15 protein-coding genes are annotated in these 20,972 nt (G+C 39.0%); 4 read left to right on the top strand and 11 right to left on the bottom strand.

Annotated elements, in window-relative coordinates; all coding sequences use genetic code 11:
• Window positions 1-317: 317 nt before the first annotated feature.
• On the bottom strand, window positions 318-2,570 hold the full coding sequence (locus tag EAX61_RS09835) for an inorganic phosphate transporter (protein WP_121917513.1): 2,253 nt from the start codon (window positions 2,568-2,570) through the stop codon (window positions 318-320).
• A gap of 337 nt (window positions 2,571-2,907) precedes the next feature.
• On the opposite strand from EAX61_RS09835, the gene EAX61_RS09830 reads away from it, so the two are divergent.
• Window positions 2,908-3,276 carry a toxin-antitoxin system YwqK family antitoxin gene (locus EAX61_RS09830; protein WP_121917512.1) on the top strand — a complete coding sequence of 123 codons (369 nt, stop codon included), beginning with the start codon at window positions 2,908-2,910 and terminating at the stop codon, window positions 3,274-3,276.
• Window positions 3,277-3,398: 122 nt separating this feature from the next.
• Here the strand turns inward: EAX61_RS09830 and EAX61_RS16335 are convergent, their stop codons facing one another.
• Complete coding sequence (locus EAX61_RS16335) at window positions 3,399-4,580, bottom strand: multidrug transporter (protein WP_147448359.1); 1,182 nt, start codon at window positions 4,578-4,580, stop codon at window positions 3,399-3,401.
• Between the two features lie 38 nt (window positions 4,581-4,618).
• Window positions 4,619-7,396: a TonB-dependent receptor gene (locus EAX61_RS09820; protein WP_121917511.1), complete on the bottom strand. Its 2,778-nt coding sequence runs from the start codon at window positions 7,394-7,396 to the stop codon at window positions 4,619-4,621.
• A 236-nt stretch (window positions 7,397-7,632) separates the two neighbouring features.
• On the opposite strand from EAX61_RS09820, the gene EAX61_RS09815 reads away from it, so the two are divergent.
• Window positions 7,633-8,967, top strand: coding sequence for a deoxyguanosinetriphosphate triphosphohydrolase (locus EAX61_RS09815; RefSeq protein WP_121917542.1), 1,335 nt, complete (start codon window positions 7,633-7,635; stop codon window positions 8,965-8,967).
• A 92-nt stretch (window positions 8,968-9,059) separates the two neighbouring features.
• On the top strand, window positions 9,060-11,696 hold the full coding sequence (locus EAX61_RS09810; RefSeq protein WP_121917510.1) for a T9SS-dependent M36 family metallopeptidase: 2,637 nt from the start codon (window positions 9,060-9,062) through the stop codon (window positions 11,694-11,696).
• A gap of 50 nt (window positions 11,697-11,746) precedes the next feature.
• Here EAX61_RS09810 and EAX61_RS09805 read toward each other — a convergent pair whose 3' ends face one another.
• Complete coding sequence (locus EAX61_RS09805) at window positions 11,747-13,513, bottom strand: 1-deoxy-D-xylulose-5-phosphate synthase (protein ID WP_121917509.1); 1,767 nt, start codon at window positions 13,511-13,513, stop codon at window positions 11,747-11,749.
• A 51-nt stretch (window positions 13,514-13,564) separates the two neighbouring features.
• On the opposite strand from EAX61_RS09805, the gene EAX61_RS09800 reads away from it, so the two are divergent.
• Window positions 13,565-14,014, top strand: coding sequence for a nucleoside deaminase (locus EAX61_RS09800; RefSeq protein WP_121917508.1), 450 nt, complete (start codon window positions 13,565-13,567; stop codon window positions 14,012-14,014).
• A gap of 134 nt (window positions 14,015-14,148) precedes the next feature.
• Here EAX61_RS09800 and EAX61_RS09795 read toward each other — a convergent pair whose 3' ends face one another.
• From EAX61_RS09795 to EAX61_RS09760, 7 genes are all read right to left on the bottom strand, one after another.
• On the bottom strand, window positions 14,149-14,340 hold the full coding sequence (locus EAX61_RS09795) for a cold-shock protein (protein WP_121917541.1): 192 nt from the start codon (window positions 14,338-14,340) through the stop codon (window positions 14,149-14,151).
• 98 nt (window positions 14,341-14,438) lie between these two features.
• Window positions 14,439-14,732 carry a hypothetical protein gene (locus tag EAX61_RS09790; protein WP_121917507.1) on the bottom strand — a complete coding sequence of 98 codons (294 nt, stop codon included), beginning with the start codon at window positions 14,730-14,732 and terminating at the stop codon, window positions 14,439-14,441.
• The gene (locus EAX61_RS09785) at window positions 14,716-15,525 is read right to left on the bottom strand and encodes a tetratricopeptide repeat protein (protein ID WP_121917506.1); all 810 of its coding nucleotides are present in this window, start codon (window positions 15,523-15,525) and stop codon (window positions 14,716-14,718) included. Before EAX61_RS09785 ends, EAX61_RS09790 begins: the two co-directional genes overlap by 17 nt.
• Window positions 15,497-16,048 (bottom strand): hypothetical protein, encoded by a 552-nt coding sequence (locus EAX61_RS09780; RefSeq protein WP_121917505.1) that lies wholly within the window; start codon window positions 16,046-16,048, stop codon window positions 15,497-15,499. The genes EAX61_RS09785 and EAX61_RS09780 overlap by 29 nt, the downstream gene beginning before the upstream one ends.
• A gap of 45 nt (window positions 16,049-16,093) precedes the next feature.
• Window positions 16,094-17,848 carry an aspartate--tRNA ligase gene (aspS, locus tag EAX61_RS09775; protein ID WP_121917504.1) on the bottom strand — a complete coding sequence of 585 codons (1,755 nt, stop codon included), beginning with the start codon at window positions 17,846-17,848 and terminating at the stop codon, window positions 16,094-16,096.
• An 855-nt stretch (window positions 17,849-18,703) separates the two neighbouring features.
• Window positions 18,704-19,612 carry a carbohydrate kinase family protein gene (locus tag EAX61_RS09765; RefSeq protein WP_121917502.1) on the bottom strand — a complete coding sequence of 303 codons (909 nt, stop codon included), beginning with the start codon at window positions 19,610-19,612 and terminating at the stop codon, window positions 18,704-18,706.
• Window positions 19,605-20,951, bottom strand: a complete 1,347-nt coding sequence (locus EAX61_RS09760) for a sugar porter family MFS transporter (RefSeq protein WP_121917501.1) — start codon at window positions 20,949-20,951, stop codon at window positions 19,605-19,607. The genes EAX61_RS09765 and EAX61_RS09760 overlap by 8 nt, the downstream gene beginning before the upstream one ends.
• Window positions 20,952-20,972 lie beyond the last annotated feature (21 nt).

Here is a 20,972-nt window from a genome sequence, read left to right as displayed (position 1 = left end):
CACTAATTTTTAGAGTTGTTTAACGGATGGTGGATTGTTTCTTAATGATAGATTTAGCAATATCTGTATATTGAATTTTAACCAGCAGACAAGTTTAAACCGATATTGAACTTCATTTAATGAGTAAACCTTTACTTATCGCTTTTACATCTAAATATCTACCACAGGACTCTTAAAATAAAGTAGTTCTGCTCAAAAAAAATGCGCTTTCTTGATTGGTTTAAGATTTTACTTTCGCGAAAGCGAACCCATCTGCACAATAAGAAGACCCGATACGTATAGTATTGGGTCTTATAGTTATAAAATTAGTTCCTAAATTAGGACCTTTTGTGCTCTGTGCTATAAAGCTCTAGTAGGTTCATAATTTCCTCGATAAGGTCCTTTGTTTCTAATAATAGTCCGAAGTATAGCGTGGTATTTTTCGGACTGGATTCCTCAGAACGTGTGCGCTCCACTTGTTTCTGGATTTTATCCTTAACATCGTCGTAGAGTTCCTGCTTTTTACCTATAAGAATATCTATTTTGTAATAGTTGCGATCCTTAAAAGCAATTTCTGTCTCGCTTAGGAAAGCGTTCAATTTGTTGTTTATTTCTTGAAGGTCTCGTATCTGATTAAAGCGCAATGGCTTGTGATTATTGTTTATATGCTTGTAACTTGCCTTTGCAATATAGTCTAGGGACTGTGTAATATCCTCGAGATATCCTAGAATCTGGATGTAAAAGTTAGAACCTCTTACGCTAGTTTCTTCTAAATTTTTAATGAAGTAAAAGATATTACCGCGTAATTCGTCAATCTCTTTATTGAGTTTTTCTACCCATTTACGACTCTTTTTAAGACTATTTACTTCTCCCTTAGAAAGACCCTTGAGTACATTAGTGTAGATTTTATTTGTTCTAGAAACTGTTTTTGCAATATTATCTGCACTTTCTTCTATAATACCAGCTATAGTAATGCTTTCGGCTTTTTTAAGGTCTTCTTGAGCTTTTGCTTTGAGACTATCTTTTTTACTGCTCAAATAGTTACGTACGATCATTATAAGTGCAAGAAAGAAAAGCGCGATGATTGCATAATTTCCACCTAAATACATGAGGTATGCAAGTATAGCTGCGGCAGAAAATGCACTTAAAGCCGTTAGGAACCAGCCACCTATCACGTTTAGCACACCTGCGACTCGATATACAGCGCTCTCACTTCCCCAAGCCCTGTCTGCAAGAGAAGTTCCCATTGCAACCATAAAGGTCACATATGTGGTGGATAATGGCAGTTTTAATCCCGTAGCTACAGAAATAAGAACACTTGCAATAACTAGATTAACAGCTGCACGCACCATATCAAAAGCAGGGACTTCAGATTTTGGAATTGTAGCTGTAGTGGTGGATTTTTCAAATCTTTGATTTATAAAATTTGAAGAGCTTGCTGGCATCACTTTATTTATTCCGGTACCTAAAACAATCACACCACGCACTAATTTTTGAGAAAGCCAGTTGGGCTCAAAACGTTCTTTTACTTCATCCTGACGGGAAAGGTCTACAGAAGTCTTGACCACACGTCTCGCTTTTTCTGAAAACCATAAAGTTAGTACCATTACGAGTCCAGCGATTAATAAAAGATAGGGTTGTGTAGGAACTTTTTCTGCCAGACTCTCCATACTAAAGGCGGAGGGTAACGTCCCATTTGCTGTAAACTCAGCGAGCCAACTTAAGAAGGCATTATAAGCAGCCATCGGAACGCCTATAAAGTTTACAAGGTCGTTGCCAGCAAAAGCCATTGCGAGGGCAAAGGTTCCAACTATAATGATGACACGGTATACATTGATTTTAAAAAATTTATGTGTTACTCCTGATAGTACAGTCCATAAGATAAAGTTTACTCCTAGAAATTGTAGTAAGTTTTCATTTGCCCAAGATGAAAACTCTGGAGGAAGGATATTAGTGCTTTTAAGTCCTTTAATAATAATAAAATAAGCAATAGCAGTAATCGCTACACCGCCGAAGACAGCTGCCACCCAACTCGCTTTTTTCTCAAAATTGAATGTCAATAATAATCTTGAGATAAACTGTACAATTGCACCTACGGAGAATGCAATGACTACAGAGAGCAAGATACCTAGTATGATCTCTGTTGCCTTGTCCGTATTTATATAATTCCCTATTTCAAGTAATGTGTCATTATTATTGGAAATCTTTACTATAGACATTGCAACTGCCGCCCCTAGAAGCTCAAATACTATAGAAACAGTAGTAGAAGTAGGCATTCCCAAACTATTAAAAATGTCGAGAAGGATAATGTCTGTGATCATTACAGCCATAAAAATGATCATAATCTCATTAAAGTAAAACTGACTGGGATCAAAAATACCTTTACGGGCTACTTCCATCATCCCGCTAGAGGAGAGTGCTCCAAAAGCAATTCCAACACTAGCTACTATCATAATTGTTCTGAAGCTTACAGCCTTAGAACCTATAGCCGAGTTCAGAAAATTTACGGCATCATTACTAACACCTACAACAAGATCTGCAATGGCGAGTATTGCGAGAGCAATAATCATAAAAATGTACATATTCTCCATAAAAGAAAGCTCGTTTTAAAGCCAAGGGCAAAATTCCAAATTTCTAAACAAGGGAATGTTACCATAAGGTTATAATGCATCGAAGATAGCTGTTTTTTTCAGGTCATCACAAACCCGTTTAAGAATTTGCATCAGCGGGCGATTGTAATTAAATAAGTTCAGATGTTACTATTTTAACTTGAGTTAAATTGTTAAAAATAGACACATAAAAACCTGAAAAAGAGATTATTATAATTTTAATGTAAATTTAATGTTATGTAATTGTTACGTAATTCTTGTGTAAATGTAAACTTTAGATTAACTTAGCATTAAGTTTAATGATAAAGACCCAAATATTATGAAAAAGTTGATGATGATTTTAGTAGCGGTGATCGTAGTAAACGTGGCACAAGCTCAAGAAAAAGTAAAAAAAGATACATATATTCAGAATGGTGACCTTATAGAGGCAACATTATATCACGACGATGGCACTATCAGTCAGCAAGGTTTCTTTACTGCAAAAGGAGTCATTACTGGTGAGTGGGTAAGTTATAATCGTAATGGAGAGAAACTTGCAGTTGCTCAGTATGATAAAGGGGCAAAAGTAGGAACTTGGTTTTTTTGGAGTGATGACAATACACTTAAAGAAGTACAATACTCGAACTCTAAGATCGCCTCAGTAAACGTTTGGAAAAATGAAGGTGAGCGTGTTGTGAGTAATAAATAGGGTTACGCTTTCGCGAAAGCATACAAGTATAATTCCTCATATACTTGAACTAAAAAAGGTCTCTTTCATTGAAAGAGACCTTTTTTATTGGCTAAATCTTACGCTGTATCTAGCGTATTCTTTTAGTTACGTGTCCATCCACCGCTCCAAGAAGCGTAGTCTGCACCAGTACCGTTACCTACTCCTGTAAAGAATGTAGTCTCGTCAAAGGTAGCGCCTGTATCATTTTTAAGTGTTACAATAACGTCTTCAAAGCTAATATCTGTAACACCAGTATCTCCATTTGTTACACCTTCCCCTGTAAAATTCTCACCATCCTCGTCGTCTAGGTCAAAACCTTCGGCAAATCCAGATAATAAGACATTGTTAAATAATGCACGAGTCCCAGCTCTTAAACGAATGGCTTCGTTTTCATTTGTAGATCCATTACCATTTATAGTAAGGTTATTTATAGATGGAGAAGACCAGAAAATAGGGCTCGAGTTGTTTCCTATGTCTGTATTAAAACCATCTCCTTCTATTCCTTTATCGTGAGACTGTCTGTGCTCGATGTAAACATCTGTAAGCGTTCCCGTAAAACCTTCTGTCCAGTCTACAGAGTCATCCTGAGCTCCTACTACAGAGATATGAGAAGCATTTACAGTTCCTCCAAAGAATTCTACGCCATCATCTTTACCTTCGAAAGCTTGGATAAAATCTATAGTTGTTCCGTTACCTACTCCATAAAATGAGAATCCGTTATTCTCAGAAGATGCATCTGCCGCTCCTCCAGAATACTCGATACGTACGTATCTTAAGATTCCAGAGTTATCATTAACAGCACTACCACCGTAAGGTAATCCACCTATTTCTGATGTAGAAGTAGCATTCCCACCAGTAACAGAATTTATAGGTGCTTTTCCTAATATAATAAGACCACCCCAATCTCCTGCATTAGGAGTAGCAGAGTTAGAAGTAAAAACTATCGGGTTAGAAGAAGTACCTTCTGCCATTATTTTTCCGCCTTGTAATACAGCAACATAAACATCTGCACCGGTAGTAGCTTTGATTACAGCGCCAGGATTTACAGTTAGTGTAAAACCATCCGGTACAATAAGCGCACTTGTAAGTGTGTATTCTGTTCCAGCTGCAAGAACTAGATCTTCAGAAAGTGTACCACCTATAGTAAGATCTGTAGGGTCTACAGGGTTTCCGTTATCTCCTCCGTTTTGATTAATGGTGATGTCTGCCGTGTCATCATCAGAACAGCCTACAAATAATGTAGCTGCCGCAAAAATTGCTAAAAGAAATTTGTTTGCTTTCATAATTTTGAATTTTAAATTGTTCGTTTTGATTGGATTAATTAAAATTTATATTTCAGTTGTAGTCCTAAGTTAAGACCACGTTTGTAACTTGATAAAGCAATATCACCGCCATCGATTTCACGTACGCGTTCGATAGTAGGGTTTAGTAAATTCTTTACGCTCGCATTAATTTCAAAATGCTCATTTATGGTATTCTTCCATACGAAGTCTATGGTAGGCACTCCTTTTTCAATAATATTTCCTAACTGCCCTGATCCTAATGCGTCTATACGGTCTGAGAAATAAGAGAATACAAGGTTTGCTACTGGTTTATACTCACCAAATGTTGGGCTGTAGCTCAAATCTGCGTTTAAGAGCAGTGGAGAAGCTCCTTGGAGCTGGTCAGAGTCTCTGTCAAATGTGGTAGAGAATATACCTTGCGAGCTTTTTAAGTCCTGCGTTGTATATGTGTATGTTGCATTAAGACCTGCAGATAAAATATTCTCATCTTCAGCATCTACAAGAAGCCCTTTTCTTGCTTCTAGTTCAAATCCTAACACGTCTGCTCTGTCTCCCGTTCTAAAGAAACGCTGTGTTCCCGTTGCGTCATTTGCAACTACGAGGTTTACTGGGTCATTAATTGCTTTTGCGAAAGCGCCTATAGAAAATATCTCTCCGCGCTCCATAAACCATTCATATTTTACATCTAGGTTATAAATTCTAGAAAAAGCAGGGTCGCTTAGAAGGTCTGGGTTACCACCTATACGTTGTGTAACGTCTTCATATACGAAAGGTGCAACCTCTTTAAATTCTGGATTTGAAACTGTACTACTAAAGCTGAAACGTAATGCTTGATCCTCAGTAAGTGCGTACTTCACATTTAAGCTAGGTAAAAAGAATACCTCACTCGCCTCTCTAAAACCAGGGTCTGTAGGAGGGAGGTTAATTACGTCGTACGTAATATCTTGATCAAAAAGTTCAACACGCAATCCAGGAACAAGAGAGAGTTTCTCATTTAATTGATAAACGGCTTCTCCAAAAACGCCGTGCACCATAAGATTACCTTCATAAGTGTTTTCAGTACGACCAGGTAGGTTATTGTTTCCTAATCCATTTGCTGGATCAAGAGCATTAAAAACAACCGTATTAAATACTGTTCCTATATTCTCAGGAGCAAAGACACCATTTAAGTCTCTAACATCACCTACTTCTGTATTAGGCTGTATAAAATCATAACCGTAACGTATGTTATCAAATACACGCTTTTTGGTACGACCATTATACCCAAAGTTAAAGCTCAAGTCTTCAGACTGCTCATAGTTAAAGTTAATGCGCGCATTCAGCTCATCATCTTCTATGTTTTGGAAATAACGCTGGTTGTCAAAGGCTATGTTGCTAAAAAAGGTTGCGTTAGTATTTGGGTCACCGTCTAGCTCTAGGTCATAACGCTCCACAGAAATACGCTTACGGTCCGGCTGACGTGCAAATACCTTATTATATCCTAAGCCCCAGTCTAGTTTTAATTTCTCATTGATGCTGTTTGTACCCGTAATCTGATTTACAAAAATCATATCCTGCTCAAACTGAATGTTAGACTGGTAAAACCCTTTATCAGTATTTAAAATAGCGTCACGATTTATCCCGAGTCCTTTGGTTCCAAAGTAGCTTGCTTGATCCGTGGCATCATTTATAAATAGGGAGTTAAACTTTATTTTATGATCTCCATTGATTCGGTAAACGATATTTGCCATAGCCGTTGTATTACGACTATACTCGTATTCTTCTGAGTTGGGAAAGCGTTTTTTCTCTACTGTAGTATAATCTACTGCTGGCCCTTCTCTAAATTCATAATTATTGCCGAATGATGCTGTTGCAAAAACGCTTAATCTAGATTCCTCTCCTACATCCCAAGACTTACCTCCAGATATGCTACCTAAAAGACCAGTAGTTGCGTTTGCATCTATAGCATCTACACCGTGAGAAAGGATGACTGCATAAGGGTCGTTTTGATATCTATTATAAAAACCAAAGAATCCTGTTCCTTCACTCTTTACAAAATTAGAGCCTACAGCATTAGTATTTATAGACGTACCTAAGTCTACGTCTAGAAAGAAATCTCCAGTATATTCTTTGGCCACAATATCAACATTACCCGCGGCAAAGTCTCCATAAAAGTTTGCAGCATACGTTTTGCTTACTCCTACATTTTGTATAACGTCAGAAGAGAATAGGTTTAGATCCATATTCTTCTTCTCGATATTGTTTGCAGGAAGACTCAGTCCATTATAAGTAGTATTCAGGTACCTGTCTCCTAGACCACGCACGTATACATTACCGCCACCGCCTTCTTGTTTTGATATCCCAGAGATCTTAGTAACCGCAGCAGCTGCGTCACTTACACCTTTACGAGCAAGTTCTTGAGCACCTATACTTTGTTTTATAGTTGTTGCCTTTTTCTGGTCTAAAAGTAATGCAGCTTCCGTTTCTTTACGCACCGTTGTTTTTACGATAACCTCGTCTAGTAGTGCTCCGGCACTCATTTCTTGGTTTACAACGGTCGTGTTTCCGGCAGTTACAACAATATTAGTTTTTTCTACAGATTGATATCCTACAAATGAAAATTCAATAGTGTAGGTTCCAGGTTCAACGTTATTTATAATGTAATTTCCGTCAAAATCGGAGGTTGTTCCTTTTGATGTTCCTTTGATGAGGATATTTGCAAAGGGAAGCGGTTGTCCAGCAGCTTCTTTATCTGAAAGCGACCCAGTAATAGTTCCGTTTTGTGCTTGGGCTATAACGGCCGAAAGAAATAATATAAGAGTAAAAAAATGTTTCATTATTTAGGGATAAATTCTTTTTGCAAAGAAACGGCCAGTAAGCACGTTTTTATGTTACCCCATTGTTATAGTTGTATTACATTCAAGTAACGTGAATGTAAACTAAACATTAAGGAGGCCACGCAAACTCCTGCCCTGGGGCTTTTGTTTTTTTACGCTTTCGCGAAAGCGCAACAATGAAAGAAAAAATTGAAAAAGCACTATCTTTCCCGAACTAACAAAGTATTGGAAATATGATGCAATGGGAAAAGCTTTTATCTCTAAAAAAGCAAGGCGATACAAACAAACGCCTAAGAGCAGAAGAAGATGAAACGCGACTAGGATTTGAGGTAGATTATGATCGAATTATTTTTTCATCTGCCTTCAGGAGTTTGCAGGACAAAACACAGGTTATACCACTTTCTAAAACAGATTTTGTACATACAAGACTCACGCATAGTCTGGAGGTCTCTGTTGTGGGAAGATCACTCGGGCGTAAGATAGGAAAGCGTATTCTGGAAAAATACCCACATCTGGCAGAGGTGCATGGGTATCGTTTTAATGATTTTGGGGCTATCGTTGCTGCCGCTGCTCTGGCGCACGACATTGGGAATCCACCTTTTGGTCATAGTGGTGAGAAGGCAATAGGCGACTATTTTAAAAACGGAAATGGAAGGCGTTTTCAGTCTGAACTATCACCTAAAGAGTATGAGGATCTTTGCTCTTTTGAGGGAAATGCAAATGGGTTTAGAATTCTCACGCATTCTAAACCTGGCGCTCAGGGAGGACTCCGACTTTCCTATGCGACACTAGGCGCTTTTATGAAATACCCAAAGGAATCGCTACCCAAAAAACCAACTTCTCACATAGCAGATAAGAAATTTGGTTTTTTTCAGGAAGATAAGGCACTTTTTCAGGAAGTAGCAGCAGAGCTTGGACTTGTTCAGACTCGTTCGGGAGAAAATGTAAGCTACGCCAGACATCCCCTAACTTTTCTAGTAGAAGCTGCAGATGACATTTGTTATACCATTATAGACTTTGAAGACGGAATAAATTTAGGGCTAATCCCTGAAGAAAAAGCCCTAGAATATTTGCTCAAGCTTGTACCCCATATGAATAAGAAAAATTACTCTGCACTTACAACAAGGTCAGAGCGAGTAGGCTACTTGCGAGCACTTGCTATTGGAACTTTAATAGACGAGGTCGTAGAAATTTTTATGGCGCACGAAACGGCTATTCTTGAGGGAACTTTTGCAAGAGCATTACTAGATAAATCCAAGTATGAAGCTCAAATTGCAGACGTCATAAAAATTAGCATTTCAAACATCTACGAAAGCCCAGAAGTGGTAGAAAAAGAGATCGCAGGGTACGAAATACTTTCTGCCTTACTCGACGCACGTTGTAATGCAATAGGTGATGATACGACTCACTACGATAGATTGATCATAAAACTCTTTGATGAGGTAGTAATTGATGAAACTGAATTGTTATATAAACAACTAATGCAAGTATGTAATGCAATTTCAGTAATGACCGACGGAAAATCATTGCGTATTTTTCAGAAATTGAGAGGATTGAGTGTAAATCAGTAATTGTCCTTGTTAATTTTTAATCAAACATTGTACTTTCATTATAATTGCCATAAATTTAAATACTTTTTGAACCCTATTAAAACTAAGAAAAAATGCAAAAATTTTACAAACTACTGAGCTTATTAGTATTGCTCGCCATCTCAGGTGTGACTCTGGCTCAAGATTATCAACAATTAATCACATCTCATTATCAAAAGAATGTATCTAGGTATAATGTTTCGGCTGAGGATGTTAGTGATTTGAGAATTACTGATGAAGTCTATACTAAACAGAGTAAACTAACTCACGTATATGCTGCACAAACAGTTAATGGTATTCCCGTGAGACATGCAAGTGTAAACGTCGCCTTTAAAAATGGAGTCGTATTCTATGCTAGCGACAATCTTGAAAAGAATATTGCAAGTAGAGTAAACGGAAGCACTCCTTCTTTCGGAGCAATTGCTGCTGCAAATAAAATGGTAGCTGGACTTTCACTAGGATCTCCAAATTTTGAAATTATTGAGTCTTCTAATAATACAGATTTCGTTTTGAGTAAGGGTGGAGTGGCTATGAACGAAGTGCCAGTAAAACTTGTCTACTACATTAATGAGGATGTATTGCAACTAGCTTGGGATATTACTCTTTTGCCTGCATCTGGGGATTATCTCTATAATACCGTTGTAGACGCTCGCACAGGAGCAATTCTTGAAACTAAAGATCTTGTATTACGTTGCTCATTTGACAGCAACTCAGCACACGTACACCAGAAAGGTGAAGTTTTACATGCAGACGAGAAGAGTGATTTCTCTTTGTTTAGAAATGAAATTGCTCCAGCAGCCTTAGCTGGCGAGCAATACCGCGTCTATCCACTCCCTGTAGAAAGTCCTTCGCACGGTGAACGTGCACTTATAACAAATCCTCAAGATGCAGACGCGTCTCCATTTGGGTGGCATGATGTAAATGGTGAAGAAGGAGCAGAGTTCACCGCTACAAGAGGAAATAATACCTTTGCCCGTTACGGTGATGATTCTAACGGAGGAACAAGTGGTACACCTTCAGATGGAGGGGATGATCTTATTTTTGATTTTGATCTTGACTTGACAGGTACACCAGATACGTATTCTGATGCTTCTAACACGAACCTATTCTATCATGTAAATATTACACACGACATACTTTATCACTACGGTCTAGACGAAGAAGGTGGGGCGTATCAGCAAACTAATTACACAGGAGTAGCAGGAGCAAATGATGCCATTTTTGCAGACGCTCAAGATTCTTCATCTACAAATAATGCAAACTTCTTTCCATCCCCAGATGGACAACCTGGATTATTGCAGATGTTTATTTTTGATGCCTCATCTGTACCCGCAATGACTGTAGATTCTCCTGAATCTGTAGCTGGAGTTTATGGGTTGTCAAGTGCTGCTTTCGGAGAACCTTTTCCTGTTGATGGTTTAACAGGTTCACTCGCTCTAGCTATAGATGATGATACTACAGGAGATGAAAATGATGCTTGTGATCCCCTTACAAATGCTGCAGATCTGGATGGGAAAATTGCCGTTGTAAAAAGAGGAGAATGTAACTTTACAATTAAGGTTAAAGCAGCGCAAGATGCAGGAGCGATTGCCGCAATTGTAATAAACAACGTAGCTAACCCAGTCATTAATTTAGGAGGTAATGACGCAACGGTAACAATACCTTCAGGAATGATTTCACAATCTGAGGGAGATGCTCTTTTAGCTGCTCTTGCTGAGGGAGAAGATGTTGTTATAACCGTGAGTGCTCCACTTCCTTCAGAGAAAGATGGAAGTTTTGATAACGGAATTATTGCTCACGAGTATGGACATGGAGTTTCTAACAGACTTGCCGGAGGACCTAACACAACAGGTTGTTTGGGTAATGCAGAGCAAATGGGAGAAGGTTGGTCAGACTTTTTTGGAGTTCTTTTTACTATGGAAGAAGGTGATACTGCCGAAGATATAAGAGGAGTAGGTACTTTTGCTGTAGGGCAGCCTATATCAGGTCAAGGAATCCGACCAGCAGCATATAGTGTAGATCGTGTAATAAATGACCTTACCTATGGAGATACTAACAATGCAGCACAAATCTCTCAGCCTCACGGAATAGGAACCGTTTGGGCGACTATGTTGTGGGATATGACTTGGGCACTAATAGATGAATATGGTTTTGATGATGATATCTATAGAGGTACAGGAGGAAATAATATTGCCTTACAATTAGTAATGGACGGTTTAAAACTTCAACCTTGTGGTGCTGGGTTTGTAACTGCTAGAGATGCGATTATCGCAGCTGTAGACATTAATGAGGATATTGCAGAGGAAGATAGAACCGCTGTGAAATGTATGCTTTGGGATTTATTTGCAGCAAGAGGTTTAGGATTTAGTGCTTCTCAAGGATCTTCGGCTAGTCGTACTGACCAGGTTGAAGCTTTTGACACACCACCTTCTGACGTTATAAATTGTAATCTGAGCGTTTCAGATGTAAATACAAATATCTTTAAAGTTTATCCTAATCCTTCTAACGGTGATATTAATATTAGCATCGCTCAAGCTCAGGGAGAAGGTTCTGTAACGATTTATGATATTAATGGTCGTCAGGTATTTAACCAGAAAGTATCTCTTGAGGGAACAGTAAATGTTCAAGCGCAAGGATTATCTACTGGAATTTATATCTTAGAAATTAATGGAGCTAGCGCTTCACAAACGACTAAGCTTATCATCGAGTAAGTATAACGATTAATAAATAATCAAAAGGGAAGTCGAAAGACTTCCCTTTTTTATTGCAGTAGAATTTTTAAATTTTCGGAGATAGCTCTACTGGAAATGCCTGCGAGCTCATAAAGTTCTTCTGTTGTACCGTGCTCAATAAATTTATCGGGAATGCCTAGTTTTTTAATGGTTCCTTTGAACGCTTTCGCGAAAGCGTAATCCCCAACACTACTTCCCAAACCGCCCAGAATGGTTCCATCCTCGATGGTTATTATAGCTTCGTAATGATCAAATATCTCATCTAAAAGATTGGTATCTAAAGGTTTTAAAAATCCAATATCATATATTCCTACTTGGTCTCCAAAAGCAATCGAGGCTTCAATAGCATTTTGGAGAACAGTCCCTATAGAGATAATGGCAATCGTGCCCCCTGCTTTTATACATTTTCCTTTTCCTATGGGTATAGGACGAAAAGGAAGTTGCCAGTCCAGAATGTGACCACGACCTCTAGGATAGCGTATCGCAATAGGATGGTTGAGCCCAAGTTGTGAAGTATACATAATATTACGTAACCCGATAGCATCGCTAGGAGCATAAATGATGAGGTTTGGAATACAGTTCAAATAAGCAAGGTCAAAGGCCCCGTGATGCGTCGCCCCGTCCTGCCCTACCAATCCTGCACGATCCAGACAGAAAATTACGGGAAGATTCTGTAGTGCGACATCGTGTATGATTTGGTCATATGCTCGCTGTAAAAAAGTAGAATATATATTACAAAAAACGATTTTATCTTCGGCCGCCATTCCTGCGGCAAGTGTTACTGCGTGTTGCTCTGCAATTCCTACATCTAGTGCTCTATCCGGAAATTCTTCCATCATATACTTGAGTGAAGATCCTGTGGGCATAGCAGGTGTAATGCCAATAATGCTGCGATTAGCTCTCGCAAGTTCTACAATAGTGTGTCCAAAGACATCTTGATATTTTGGAGGTAGGTTAACGCTATGTTTTGGATTAAGTTCCCCAGTGGTCGCGTTAAATTTTCCTGGAGCGTGATACTGCACTTGATTTGCCTCTGCCTGTGCAAGTCCTTTTCCTTTAGTTGTAATTACGTGTAGAAATTTTGGGCCTTTTATCTTTCTTAGGGTTGCGAGAATTTCGAGAAGTTTTGGTAAGTCGTGCCCGTCTACTGGTCCAAAATAATTAAAGTTTAATGCCTCAAAGATATTTTCCTCGCGCGCTGTCCCTTCCTTAACATTTGTTAAATATCTTTTTAGAGCTCCTACACTCGGGTCTATTCCTATGGCATTATCATTAAGAATGATAAGCAGGTTTGCGTCCGTCACTCCCGCGTGATTAAGTCCTTCAAAGGCCATCCCGCTTGCAATAGAAGCGTCACCTATAACCGCAATATGTTGTCTTTCATCATTTCCATCTATTTGTGCAGAAAGTGCCATTCCTAGTGCTGCTGAGATAGACGTGCTACTATGTCCAACCCCAAAGGCATCGTATTTGCTCTCGCTCCTTTTTGGGAAACCGCTCAGACCATCTAGACGGCGATTTGTTTCAAAGGAATCACGTCGTCCTGTAAGGATTTTGTGACCATAAGCTTGATGTCCTACGTCCCAAATTAATCTGTCTTCTGGAGTTTTAAATATATAATGAAGGGCAATAGTAAGTTCTATAACACCTAGACTTGCACCTAGATGTCCTTCCTTTACCGCAACTATATCGATGATAAATCGGCGTAGTTCGGCGGGGAGTTGTTCCAGTTGTTTGGGAGATAAGGCTCTTAAATCTTCTGGCGATTGGATGGTATGTAGAACTCCGGTAAACATAGTACAAAGGTACGTCTTGATTCTGTATTTTTGATTTGTAAATACTTTACAATGATTGAACCCTACGATGATACTTATTTTATGAAAAAAGCACTTCAAGAGGCCGAAACTGCTTTTGAGTTAGGTGAAATTCCTGTGGGAGCGGTGATTGTGATAAAGAATACCATAATTGCCAGAGCCCATAATCTCACCGAGCGACTCAATGATGTGACAGCGCACGCAGAAATGCAGGCTATCACGAGTGCAGCAAATTTTTTAGGAGGGAAATACCTGAAGGATTGTACCTTGTATGTGACCTTAGAGCCTTGCCAGATGTGCGCTGGCGCACTTTATTGGAGTCAGATTTCTCGCATCGTTTATGGTGCTTTAGATGACCAGCGGGGTTGCGGTGTAATGGGGACAACATTGCATCCTAAAACCAAAATTGAAGGAGGTATTCTTTCTGCAGAAGCAGAGCAGCTTATGAAACGTTTCTTCATAGAAAGAAGAAACTTGAATTAAAAGGGAAGTTTTTTGGTGTTACGCTTTCGCGAAAGCGTAGTAAAGAAGATTTCAAATCTTTTAGTTAATAAGAATCAACATAAAAAAAGCTCGCTATGAGCGAGCTTTCTGTAATCGTAAAAAAATCTATATCATTACAGTACACGTACTTGTGCAGCCGTCATTCCTTTTCTTCCTTCTTCTTCTACGTACTCAACTTTGTCTCCTTCGTTGATAGTTTCACCGTTAAGACCTGTAACGTGTACAAAGATGTCTTTACCAGTATCGTCGTTAGTTATAAAACCATAACCTTTTGACTCATTGAAAAATTTAACTGTTCCTTCCATTGTAAATAATAAGTAATTAATAAAGCGCAAACTTACGTTTTTATTCTTTACGTAAGGTTTGTCTTATGTAAATTTTTCTTTAACCTATTAGGTTTTACTTATTTCTTGCGATCGTTGAAGTCTTTCATCTTCAGTATGTTCTCTTCGGTGAGCATATAATCTTTAAGATCTCTCCCTTTCCAGCGGTGGTAAATAAATGTAGGCATCCACACAAAAAAGAGCCCGACAACCGCTGCGCCTACAAAGCGGTGTCCTCTCACTAATGTTTCTGGATCTGTTGAGTTGGTTAATCGTACTCCGTAAATCGCTAGTACGACTACAACGAAAAAAATAATGACTAGAGAGTAACGTCTTATTTTTCTGATTACTAAGTTCTTACTTTTTGAGCTCATCTCTTAATGTTGTAAGGTCCTCAAGGTATATTTGATACAAAGTTTCTACATAAGGTCTATTGTTAAAATATCCTTTGTTGAATTTTTCTATGGCTATTTCAACATTTTCTTGAGCTTGGGGAATACTGTCTAACGACTTGAGAACTTTAGCCTTATAAAAATATCCGTCTGCAGTTTCATTATTTGCATAATGAATGAGTTTATTAAAATCTGTAAGGGCTCTCTCAGGGTCATTGTTTTCAATATGCGCAATGCCTCGATATAAAAATGCTTCAAGTTCTACCCAATCTTCTCCTGTTTCTGTAGTTTCTTTAAGAATATGTTTGTCAAAGTATGCTATAGAATTTTTATAATCTTTCAATCCTAAGTAAGCAATGCCTCTCCAGTAATCTACACTATGTCCTTGAGGAGCGTCTATGAAATTTGGTGTGAGCGTGTCACTTGCGTTAAAGTCTGCTATGGCTTTTTCGTAATCTCGATAAAACCAAAGGTATAAGTAGCCTCTCCAGGGCTGCCAAGTCTCCGCATCGTGTAGCACAGCTTTATCATAATAGTCCTTCCACTTATGGGGAATACCTCTTTTGAGGTACGTTACGGAGAGTTCGCGCCAGTTTTCGGCCTTAGTGCTGTCAAGTTCTAGAGCATAGGCGAAGGCATTCATATGCTGTGGCTTACCCTGATAAAAGTGAAAACCGAAATCTGAGGCATCTTGGACTTTTTCTTCTTTCGTGGCACAACCCGTAAGAACCGTCGCCAGAAGGACGCTAAGGAAGTATTTCTGTAATCTCACCATTTTCTATTCTATAGGATATATACATATAACTATCTCTTTTTTCCTCGCGTATCACATTCGGGTTCCATCTTTTTAGCTGCGTTGTTATATCGTAGAGTTGATTAACTAAATCCTCAGAAAATACTATAGGTTCAAGGTTTAAATTGTTCTCGTGTATCACGTATCGACCAGCTTCACCATTGCAATTTACCACAAATCGAATATTTAGATAACCAGAGTCCGTATAGGCTCTATTTTCATAATGAGACATTATAAAATCACGTAGTCCATTCTTGCCTTTGCTATATGTAGCCCGTTGTGGATTGTAGTAGTCATAAATATGTTCTTCATCACAGGCTCTAAAGTTGGGGTCGCCTAGTGCTGTGGCCCGGTCAATATAGGCTACACTTTCTGTAAAAACATTTTCTGAAGGTATGAACTTGTATTTGGTAAAATAATAGATGTATCCAATAACACTTAGTGTGATTACCAGACTGGATAGCGCAAACCACCCTACTATTTTTATGACTTTCTTTTTTTTCATTGCAAATAAAAAGACCTTTTAATGCTAATTAAAAGGTCTCCATTTTTATTCTTGAATATTTAGAGCGAGACTCAATTCCTTGAGTTGCTCTGGATCTACTGGAGCAGGTGCATCTATCATCACATCACGCCCACTATTATTTTTAGGGAACGCAATGAAATCTCTTATCGTTTCTTGACCTCCCAATATAGCGACTAGCCTATCTAGTCCAAAAGCGAGACCACCGTGTGGCGGTGCTCCGTATTGGAAGGCATCCATCAGGAATCCAAATTGCGCTTGAGCCTCTTCTGGAGTAAACCCGAGATAATCAAACATTAATGCCTGCGTTTCTTTGTCGTGTATTCTAATAGAACCTCCACCTATTTCGTTTCCGTTAAGGACAAGGTCATAAGCATTAGCTTTTACAGCTCCAGGGTCTGTACTTAGTAATTCTATTTGTCCTGGTTTAGGAGAAGTAAATGGATGGTGCATAGCGTGGTAGTGACCTGTTTCCTCATCTAATTCTAGAAGCGGGAAATCAATTATCCATAGCGGAGCAAACACCTTAGGATCACGTAAGCCAAGTCTTTCTGCAAGTTCCATACGAAGTGCGCTTAGTTGTGCGCGTACTTTATTTGGCACTCCAGAGAGTACACAGATGAGGTCTCCTGGTTTTGCGTTAGTCGCTTCTGCCCATTTTGCAAGGTCCTCTTGATCGTAAAATTTATCTACCGAAGATTTAAATGTTCCATCTTGATTCACACGACAATATACCATACCAAGCGCACCCACTTGCGGACGCTTTACCCAATCGATAAGCTTATCTATTTCTTTTCTGGTGTAGCTGCTTCCTCCAGGAACTGCGATTCCTACGACTAGCTCTGCATTGTTGAAAACACCGAAGTCCTTGTGCTGGACAACTTCGTTAAGCTCTCCAAACTCCATCCCAAAACGGATATCGGGCTTATCATTTCCATACTTGCGCATCGCATCATCATATGTCATTCTTGGGAAATCACCTATCTCAACACCATTTACTTCTTTGAGTAAATGACGAGTCAATCCTTCAAATCGATTTAAGATATCTTCTTGAGTGACAAAAGCCATCTCGCAATCTATTTGCGTGAACTCTGGTTGCCTATCTGCTCTGAGGTCTTCGTCTCGGAAACATTTAACAATCTGAAAGTATTTATCCATTCCGCCTACCATAAGCAATTGCTTAAATGTTTGTGGAGATTGTGGCAATGCATAAAACTGCCCTGCATTCATACGAGAAGGAACTACAAAATCTCTTGCACCCTCGGGAGTGGACTTGATAAGATAAGGTGTCTCAACCTCAATAAAATCTGCATTAGAAAGGTACTTACGTACTTCCATCGTTACTTTATGACGAAATATCAAGCTGTTTTTCACAGGATTACGACGTATGTCGAGGTAGCGATATTTCATTCGTAGATCCTCGCCACCGTCTGTCTCATCTTCGATGGTAAAAGGTGGTGTTTTTGCTGTGTTTAAAACGGTAAGTTCAGAAACTAAAATCTCAATATCACCTGTAGGCAAATTAGGGTTTTTAGAGCTTCTATCTATAACCTTTCCAGTTACTTGAACGACAAACTCGCGACCTAGTGTCCTTGCTTGTTCCATCATTGCTTCAGGAGTGCGTTCTTCATCAAAAATGAGTTGCGTAATTCCATATCGATCCCTGAGGTCTACCCAAATCATAAAGCCCTTGTCACGGGACTTTTGTACCCAACCCGAAAGTGTGACTTCTGTTCCTATATCTGAGCTTCTTAGAGCTCCATTGTTGTGCGTTCTGTACATCTCTACTTTATCTATTTGTCGATTACAAAAATATGAAGATGGTTTGGCAGTGTAAATAGATTGTTTAAATATTATTATACAAGATTGAAAGTTCAGTTAAAAGCTATCCCTTGTACTGGTCAATTTTAGCTTTTAATTTGTTAAGATTGTGTTCTGAAAGATGCTTAAATTCGTAGGTATACCCTTAGGAAAAAGACCTTATGAAGATAAGTATTATGCTATTATCATTTTTAAATAACACATTACATTTGTAATAGCAATAATTTATGTAGGTATCCTCTAATACAATAATTAATTTACAAGGCAGTGTAATTGTTTATTTGTCAGATATTTATCAATTTTATCAAATCTAAAAAAAATTTAAGTGTATGATTTTTCTTACTTATTTTGATAAAAAAAGTTCAGATTCTTGTTAGGTGTTGCGCATCGATACGTCCAAAGCCACAACTCTAAATCTTTTGAACATGATCAATTATATTACTTCATTATTTTTAAAAGTTCCCTCCCAAGACGGAGCTTCAGGGTCTTCAAAGTCAGAAAAGAAGGTGAAAAGGGTAACTCTTGAAGAGAAAGTGGAATCATATAAAGATCAAATACTCCTTAATCAGTTGATTCTCAAGAACCGCTATGAGATGGAACTCTATTTAAGAAAATCAATATTATCCTAAACTTAGTGGGTCGCCAATCACTCATTGAGGATTAACGCTGCGACATAAACTATTATAAGTTGTAGTATCTCATTTAAATACTTTAAGGGCACCAGCAATAAAGCTGGTGCCCTTTTTTCATTTAAAAGTTTGAGCTCATGCCTTTGGTGTTTTTGATGGTTGCGCTTTCGCGAAAGCGTAATTTTACTTACCACCCAATCAACTTGTCTATTTCCTCTTGAGAAATCGCAGGATTTGCCCCAGATTTACTAGCGACCAAAGCACCAATAGCGCACGCCAGCGTGAGCGAGTCCTGAGGATCTTCCCCAGATAAAAGACCAAAAACGAGTCCAGCAAGAAAGGAATCACCAGCCCCTACAGAGTCTGCAACTTTGATTCTAAACCCTTCTTGAATATATACTTTCCCTTTGTGCAAAAGCATCGCCCCTTCTGAGCCTAACGTTACACAAGCAGAAGTTGTATTAGTGAGCTTTGCAATCGCCTTGAGCTCATCTTCCAGAGTTTTTTCTTCGATGCCTAGGGTTACTACTAGAAGTTCCAGTTCCTCATCATTCATTTTTATAAAATCTGCCACTTCCATTAGTTCACCCACGACATCGAGGTCATAATAAGGAGGTCGTAGGTTAAGGTCAAAAATGGTATAATCTGAAAGTTCGATAATTTCTTGAAACGTGTTTTGGTTTACGCTCCTGCCTGCCGGCGAGGCAGGTTCGCGAAAAGCGAGACTACCTATAACCAGAGCATCACAATCCTGCACCGCAGTTTTAGCTTCTTTAGTAGCAAGGATGTTATCCCAAGCAACTTCACTCTGTATTTCGTAAGATGGGGAGCCACCTTTGTCCAAAGTAACTTGTACGGATCCAGTAGGGAAATCGTTCGTCTGAATATTTGAAATGTTCAGTTTTTCTTTTTCTAGAAGCTCTAAAGTTTCTTTGCCAAGAGCATCCTTTCCCACAGCACTTATCATAGACACGTCTGCGCCAAAAGAATGTAGGCGTAACGCCACATTAAGTGGTGCTCCACCCAGTCTTTTTTTATCTGGAAATACATCCCACAACACTTCGCCAAATGAGGCTATTTTCAATGTCTTACTCATCTTCAGGTATTAATTCTTTTTCTAGTTGCTCTAATGAAACGCCCTTGGTCTCTGGCATTTTAAAGATGGCCCACAATAACTGAAGCACCATCATTCCTGCAAAGAAATAATAAATATACCAGACCGTGTCTGTAAGGATACCTTCATTTTTATCTATAAAGAACGGAGTGATAAGTGTTATTACGGCCGCAAAAACCCAATGCGTACTCGTACCCCAAGACTGTCCGTACGAGCGTACCCTATTCGGGAATATCTCAGAGATAAATACCCAAATCACCGCACCCTGGCCTATAGCGTGCGAGGCTACAAAAAGGCAAATAAAGGTGAGTAACATTGCTGGGCCTAGGTCATACTGGAAACAAATCCCGACCATTACAAGACTAAATATATATCCTATGGATCCTATAATAATGAGTTGTCTTCTTCCTAGTTTGTCTAACAATCGCACTCCAATCAGTGTAAACACAAGATTTACAATCCCGATTGCAATTGAGTTGAATAAAGACTCTGCACCTCCCAGTCCCGCTTTTTCTAAAATTTCGGGCGCGTAGTATAGGACAAAATTGATTCCTGAAAGTTGATTAAAAAATGCAATTAAAAATCCTAACCATAACACACGACTGTACTTCTTTTGGAACAGGTTGTCACTAGATTTCGGCTGATTAAGGTCTGCTTTTATTTCGGCTAGTTGCGCTTTCGCGAAAGCGGGCTCATACATTTTATTTAAGACTTCGAGAGCACCTGCATCATCCTTCTTCTTTAGCGCAAGCCATCGCGGACTGTTCGGAACTTTTAGCACCATTACTGTATATAGAAAAGCAGGAATCGCTTCGACACCGAGCATCCAGCGCCAGTCACTATCACCGCCCACGCCATCCAGCGCCCAGTTAGATACAAAGGCAATCAAAATACCGAAAACAAGACAAAACTGATACAATCCGCCTAGTTTACCACGATTTTCCCCGGTCGTAATCTCCGAAATGTAAATAGGAGCGGCCACCGATGAAACACCTACACCTACACCACCTATAAACCTAAAAAACGAGAAGGAATAAGGGTCTGGCGCAAGCGCACTCCCTATGGCCGAGATAAAAAAGAGAACTCCAATCCAAAATAAAGTTTTCTTACGTCCTATTTTATCTGTAGGAAAACCGCCGAGGAGTGACCCTACAACCGTACCCCACAGTGCCATACTCATAATAAATGTCCCGTGAAAGAGCGGAGACATATTCCATAAATCTTTTATGGGTTGGTTTGCACCACTTATGACAACGGTGTCAAATCCAAATAAAAATCCCGCTAAGGCTACAGTAATACTCCATTTTGTAATTTCTTTCATTGGTATGGCTATTTAGGAATA

It is taken from the genome of Dokdonia sinensis (genome assembly GCF_003688895.1).
Classification (GTDB): Bacteria; Bacteroidota; Bacteroidia; order Flavobacteriales; family Flavobacteriaceae; genus Dokdonia; species Dokdonia sinensis.
This window is presented reverse-complemented; position numbering and strand designations above follow the sequence as displayed.